Raw genomic sequence first — 5,747 nt, 5'->3', positions numbered from 1 at the left:
ATCTTTCCCACGCTGGTGCTGACGATGAGCGCCACGGAGTAGCTCGAGTACACCAAGGTAAGCGCGAGCGATGACCTGCGCGGCCCCGCCAGCTCCGGGATGAACGTGACGCCCACGGCCAGAAGCGCGCCGGATATGGAGCCCAGCAGCATGCGCGCGGCCAGCAGCACGCCAAAGCTCGTGGCGAAGGCGGACATGACGTTGCCCACGCAGAAGAGCGCAAGGTAGACGAGCATGAGCGAGTAGCGGCGGAACCGCCCCGTGGACAGCGCCAGCACGGGCGTCATGATGGCGTAGAGCAGCGCGAACAGGCTGACGAGCTGGCCCGTCTGGGCGATGCTCACGCCCAGGTCGTGCGCGAGGTTGGTCTGGATGCCGATGACGATGAACTCCGCGCAGCCGAGCGAGAAGCCCAGCAGCACGAGCAGCGCCAGCCGCAGGATCGTGAGCCCCCTCGAGCCGGTACCGTTCGTTCTCCTGGTCACCAATGCCTCTGCCTGTGCCATCGTGCGGCTGCCTCCGAATCCGTCGTCCGTTGTCCGACGGTGTAGGGTAGCACGCGACGGCGCCGGCACGGCCGGGGGCAGGTGGATTCCAGAGGAGGGCCGCAGTAGGGCGGGTGAGAAGCGCGCGCAACCGCCGTCGGACCCCTGGGCCGGGGTAGGGTCTACCATATGGCTACCGACGGAGTGGGAGGGCCCATGGCAGACAGCGGAAAGTTCGAGGCGCTCAAGCGCGACCTGGTGGAGAAGAACGAGCGTGCGTACGGCGCGGAGGTGCGGGACCGCTGGGGAGATGCAGCCGCGGACGCCGCCAACGCACGCCTGATGGGGCTCTCGCGGGAGGAGTTCGAGCGCGCGCGTCGGCTCGAGGCGGAGGTCAGGGCCGAGGTGCTGGCGGGCCTTGCGGACGGCGACCCGGACGGGTCCCACGGCGCGGCTGCCGCCCGCGCGCACGCCGGCTGGCTGCAGCTGTTCTGGCCCAAGGGCACGTACACGCCGGAGGCCCACGCGCTTCTCGCCCAGTCGTACCTTGCGGACGAACGCTTCCGCGCGTACTACGAGGCGTGGGCGCCCGGCGCCGCGGAGTTCCTGATTCGCGCGATCGAGGCGCTGGCGCAGGAATCTGCAAGCTAGGGCGTCGCGGCTAGATCGAGGTGAGGCTCGAGCGGAAGCTCTCCATCTGGTCCTCCGCGAGGTCCGCGATTGCCTTGTCGAGGTACGGGAGCATCTGCTGCGCCTGGTCGGGCAGCGTGCCCTGCAGCCGCACGACGTTGGAGACGTGGTAGCCCAGCAGGTAGGTCCGCTTGGGGTACGCTGACACGAACTCGCGCAGCTCCTGCAGGATCTCGCGCTCGGGCGCCTGCTCAAAGCGCCCCTCGCGGATGTCGTCCCAGAGTGGCGTCCCCGAAAACGGCGTCATGGTGTGGACCATGATGATGTCGGGGTTGACCTGCGAGAACGTCTGGACCGTGGCACGTGCCGCCTCGACGCATTGGCCCTTGCCGGCCATGCCGATGAGGTAGAAGAACGCGTAGGTGAGCCCCGCCGCGTCCAGCCTGGCGCACTGCTTCACGATGTCCGCGGCGCGAAATCCCTTGCGCATGAAGTCGAGCGCGGGGTCGTAGCCGGACTCCGCCCCGATGGAGATGCGGCTGAGCCCCAGGTCCGTGAGCTGTGCCAGCTGGTCGTCGGTCTTCCTGGCGACGTCCGTCACGCGGGCGAAGCAGCCGACGGAGCGCACCTGGGGCAGCAGCTCGTGGATGCGCCGCAGCGTCCACGCGAGGTCCTCCTGCGGAATGGCGAGGGCGTCGCCGCCCGCAAGGAAGATGCGGGGCACCTGCGTGCCGGACGCCGCCAGCTCCTGCAGGTCCTCCTCCACCTCCTCGCGGGGAGAGACGCGAAAGCCGTCCCTGTACATGTCGCAGAAGCGGCAGCGGTTGTGCGAGCAGCCCGACGCGACCTGCAGCAGCTCCATGTTGGTCTCGAACAGCGGGCGCCAGAAGGCGCCGTCCGCGTAGTGCATACTACTCCTCAGAACGTGGTTGGCCGGGCAGCGCCGCCGCCCGGCCCCTTGCGATTCAAAGGCTATTGCAGTAACGCGGCCACAACCAGTAACCACGGGGAGCATGAGTCGCTCATGTTCCCCTGAGCTTGTGGCTACCTTTCGCCCTCGGAGCGGACGGCCGCCTTGATGGACGGCACGATCCTGACGACGACCCAGACGCCCGCCGCGACCACGGCGGCCGCGATCACCACGAGCGTCGCCGCGTCGATGGCGCCGGACGCGCTGGACGCGGCCTGGCTCCAGGCGGAGCCGGCAAAGTAGCCCACGCTGCACAGGACCGTGTTCCACACCAGCGAGCCCAGGACCGTGTAGAGGCTGAACTTGCCCAGGCGCATGCCGGACGTCCCCGCGGGGATCGATATCAGGCTGCGCACGATGGGCACGCAGCGGCACACCAGCACGGTGATGGCGCCGTGGTTGCGGAACCAGCCGACGGCGGTCTGGACGTCATCCTCCCTGAAGCCCAGGGCGTGCAGGGGCTTGGACGCCAGCAGCCTGCGCAGGCGCTCCTCGCTCAGCACGCGTCCCACGCCAAAGAGCGCGTACGCCCCCACGAGCGACCCGACGGTGGCCGCGACGATGGCCCCGGGCAGGGTCATGGTGCCGACGCTGGCCAAAAAGCCGGCCGCCGGCAGGATCACCTCGCTCGGGATGGGCGGGAACACGTTCTCCAGAAACACGAGCGCCGCCAGGGCAAGGTAGCCGAACTTACTGATGAGCGCGAGCATGGTCGCCTGCATGTCCTTCTCCAATCCTCCTGGGCGGCCCCGTGCCGCCCCCGCTTGGACGACCCGTATGCTCCCACGCCCCGCTAAACCCCACCGCACGGCTGCCTAAACGCTGGCTTAACGGCCGCGGGTCCCGTTTATCCAGCGTTTAGCCTGCCGTTAGCCCTGCTACAGGCGTTGCTGCGAGGATTGCCACCGTCAGATGAGTGTGGCGGCGCGTGCGTCGCCCGGACGGGGGAGCGTGAGGGCGATGGCCCAGAGGGTAGTGAGATCGACGGTGGCCGGCGGCAAGGCCGACCTTGTGGTGTGCGTGGCGTGCGGGCTGGGGTTCGCGCTGGTTGCCGCCCTGGTGGGGACGGGCATGACGGCGCGCCTGGACGAGGCGGCGCTCGTGCTGGCGTCCTCGGCCAGGGCGCCGTGGCTCACGCACGCGCTCCTGCTCGCGACCAACGCGCTCGGCCCGCTTGCGATGGTCGCCGTCGCGGTCGTGGCCACGCTCGCGCTTGCCCGGGGGCACGTCCTTCTCAACCTAGTGACCGTCGGCGGCGCCTGCGCGCTCAACGTGGTGCTCAAGGCGGCGTTCTGCCGCCCGCGCCCGGAGGCCTTCGCGCTGGTGGCCGAGAAGGGCTTCTCGTTCCCCTCGGGGCACGCCATGGTGTGCACGGCGGTCCTCGCGCTGCTGTGGCTCGAGCTGAGGCCGCGGCTCGGCGAGCGGGGCGGCAGGGCCCTTGCGGTCGTCTGCGCATGCCTGGTGGCGCTCGTGTGCGCGAGCCGCGTGTACCTGGGCGCGCACTATCCCTCCGACGTCGTGGCCGGCGTGCTGGCCTCGCTCGCCTGGGTGGCGCTCGTGCACCGGCTGGCATCGCGCGCCGGCGGCGTGGCCCGGCCCGCCTGGTGCGGGCGGACCGCGGACGCACGATAATGGAGGCGGGCCGGTTGGAGCCCTCGCATGCGGGAGGTCACATGTCACAGCAGACTTCGGGCGGGACCACGGGCGCGCCTTCGGGCGGAAGGACCATCAGGCACCGCCTGCTGGTGTCCAACGTCCTCATGATCGTGGTGCCCGTCGCCATCGCGGCGCTGGTGGGCGTGGCCTGCCTGGCCGTCATCTACAACACCATGCACTCGGGCAGCGGCGTCGGCCTGGGTGACGAGGGCGACTTCTACTGGACGGGCCGGGCCGCGGCCGAGCTGGTGGAGAAGGGCATGGGCTCCGGCGTCGACTCCGCCAAGCTCGACGGCGTGGCGGACGCGCTCGCCAAGGGCGGCCTCTCGTTCGCCGTGCTGGACGGCGACTCCGTGGCGTACCGCTCGCCCGGCGTCACCGGTGCGGAGCTCGCCCTCGCGCGGACGGCCATATCCGCGGGTGGCCTGCCCACGGTGCTCCGGACCTCGTCCACCTCGGTCTTCGTGATCGGCAATCAGGGCAGGGGCTCGGCAGCCGGCAGCCACATAGCCGTGTTCGGCAGGGTGCACGAGGTCGCGGGCGGCACGCTCAAGACCGCCGCGATCGCGAGCGGCGCCGCGCTGCTGGCGGCCGTCGTCCTGGCCGTCGTCCTCATGAACCGTTTCTGCCAGCGCTACGTGTACGACCGCATCACGGGCCCCATCGGGCAGCTCGAGCGCGGGGTCGAGCACGTGTCCGCGGGCGACCTCTCGTACCGGGTCAACTACCGCGGCGACGACGAGTTTGGCCCCATCGCGCGCTCCTTCGACCAGATGGCACAGGGCCTGGAGGACGCCGCCGCCCGCGAGGAGCACGAGCGCCGCGCCCGCCAGGAGCTCGTGGCGTGCATCTCGCACGACCTGCGCTCGCCGCTCACGTCCATCCGCGGCTACGCCGAGGGGCTGCTCGACGGCATCGCCACCACGCCGGAGCGCCAGCGGCGCTACGCCTCGCGCATCGTGGCCAAGACGGAGCAGATGAGCGAGCTCGTGTCGCAGCTCTTCCTCTTCTCCAAGCTCGACCTGGGCGACTTCTCGCACCAGGAGCGCCGCTGCGACCTTGCGGACTACGCGCGCAAGCTGGTGGAGAAGAACGCGGACGACTACGCCCGGCGCGGGATCGGCCTGCGCCTGGGCACGGTGGAGTCGGCGTCCGCCCTGGCCGACGCGAGCCTGCTCGAGCGCGCCGTGACCAACGTGCTCGACAACGCCGTGCGCTACGCCCCCGGCTGCACCGTGACGGCGTCCGTCCTGGGCGCGCCCGGGCGCCCGCGGCTCGTGCTCGCCGATGACGGCCCCGGCGTGCCGGACGAGGCGCTGCCGCACCTGTTCGAGCTCTTCTACCGCGACGACCCCGCCCGCAGCGCGCAGAAGGGCGGCAGCGGCCTGGGCCTCGCAATCGTGAGGCGTGCCATGGACGCCATGGGCGGCACCGCCCGCGCGCTGCGCACGGAGGGCGGAGGGCTTACCATCGAGCTGGAGTTCTCGCCCGCGGAGCAGGCGGGCCAAGGCGAGGAGAAAGGCGAGGGGGCGACGCGATGAGTGCTGCGAACGCGTACCAGAGGCAGGCGCCGGCGGGAAGGATCCTGGTGGTGGAGGACGACCAGGACATCGCCGAACTCGAGCGCGACTACCTGGAGGCATCCGGCTATATGGTGGTGCTGGCGACCGACGGCAACAAGGGCCTGGCGCTGGGGCTCTCCGGCGGGTTCGACCTCGCGATCCTGGACGTGATGCTGCCGGGGATGGACGGCCTCGCCGTGTGCCGCCAGCTGCGCGAGCGCACGAGCATGCCCGTCATCATGGTGACGGCCCGCGGGGAGGACGTGGACGTGATCCGCGGCCTGGGCGTAGGCGCCGACGACTACGTGACCAAGCCCTTCTCACCCAGCGTTCTGGTGGCGCGCGTGCGGGCGCGCCTGGCCGAGGTGGAGCGTCTCAGGGGAGAGGAGCGCGCTTCCCAGGCGGCGCCGCTTTCGGTGGGGTATGTCGAGCTCGACCCGGCGT

Annotated in this window: 7 protein-coding genes; 4 read left to right on the top strand and 3 right to left on the bottom strand. The window is 70.7% G+C overall.

Translation table 11 applies throughout. The annotated features are described in order from the left end of the window. Nucleotides 1–485 (bottom strand): MFS transporter (locus ACI38Z_RS01020; RefSeq protein ID WP_439788335.1); only part of this gene is annotated, 485 nt, incomplete at its 3' end. 216 nt (nt 486–701) lie between these two features. Between ACI38Z_RS01020 and ACI38Z_RS01015 the strand changes: the two genes are divergently transcribed. Beyond that, a complete protein-coding gene (locus ACI38Z_RS01015) occupies nt 702–1,136 on the top strand; it encodes a TipAS antibiotic-recognition domain-containing protein (RefSeq protein WP_439788334.1) in 435 nt (144 codons plus the stop codon). Nucleotides 1,137–1,146: 10 nt separating this feature from the next. Here ACI38Z_RS01015 and ACI38Z_RS01010 read toward each other — a convergent pair whose 3' ends face one another. Beyond that, nucleotides 1,147–2,025, bottom strand: coding sequence for a radical SAM protein (locus ACI38Z_RS01010; protein WP_439788333.1), 879 nt, complete (start codon nt 2,023–2,025; stop codon nt 1,147–1,149). A gap of 134 nt (nt 2,026–2,159) precedes the next feature. Next, the gene (locus ACI38Z_RS01005; RefSeq protein WP_439788332.1) at nt 2,160–2,819 is read right to left on the bottom strand and encodes a DedA family protein; all 660 of its coding nucleotides are present in this window, start codon (nt 2,817–2,819) and stop codon (nt 2,160–2,162) included. Between the two features lie 226 nt (nt 2,820–3,045). Between ACI38Z_RS01005 and ACI38Z_RS01000 the strand changes: the two genes are divergently transcribed. From ACI38Z_RS01000 to ACI38Z_RS00990, 3 genes are all read left to right on the top strand, one after another. Further along, nucleotides 3,046–3,717 (top strand): phosphatase PAP2 family protein, encoded by a 672-nt coding sequence (locus tag ACI38Z_RS01000; protein ID WP_439788331.1) that lies wholly within the window; start codon nt 3,046–3,048, stop codon nt 3,715–3,717. Nucleotides 3,718–3,758: 41 nt separating this feature from the next. Next, on the top strand, nt 3,759–5,282 hold the full coding sequence (locus ACI38Z_RS00995; RefSeq protein WP_439788330.1) for an ATP-binding protein: 1,524 nt from the start codon (nt 3,759–3,761) through the stop codon (nt 5,280–5,282). Beyond that, the coding region (locus tag ACI38Z_RS00990) for a response regulator transcription factor (protein WP_439788329.1) at nt 5,279–5,747 on the top strand (469 nt) is incomplete at its 3' end. The genes ACI38Z_RS00995 and ACI38Z_RS00990, both read left to right, overlap by 4 nt.

It is taken from the genome of Parafannyhessea sp. (assembly GCF_051876455.1).
GTDB lineage: Bacteria > Actinomycetota > Coriobacteriia > Coriobacteriales > Atopobiaceae > Parafannyhessea.
The sequence above is the reverse complement of the archived record's forward strand: the minus strand, read 5'-3'. Positions and strand labels throughout refer to the sequence as shown.

Excerpts from the sequence above, each read along its gene's own strand:
- ACI38Z_RS01010 (WP_439788333.1), bottom strand. The coding sequence starts at position 2,025 with ATGCACTACGCGGACGGCGCCTTCTGGCGCCCGCTGTTCGAGACCAAC.
- ACI38Z_RS00995 (WP_439788330.1), top strand. The coding sequence starts at position 3,759 with ATGTCACAGCAGACTTCGGGCGGGACCACGGGCGCGCCTTCGGGCGGA.
- ACI38Z_RS01000 (WP_439788331.1), top strand. The coding sequence starts at position 3,046 with ATGGCCCAGAGGGTAGTGAGATCGACGGTGGCCGGCGGCAAGGCCGAC.
- ACI38Z_RS01015 (WP_439788334.1), top strand. The coding sequence starts at position 702 with ATGGCAGACAGCGGAAAGTTCGAGGCGCTCAAGCGCGACCTGGTGGAG.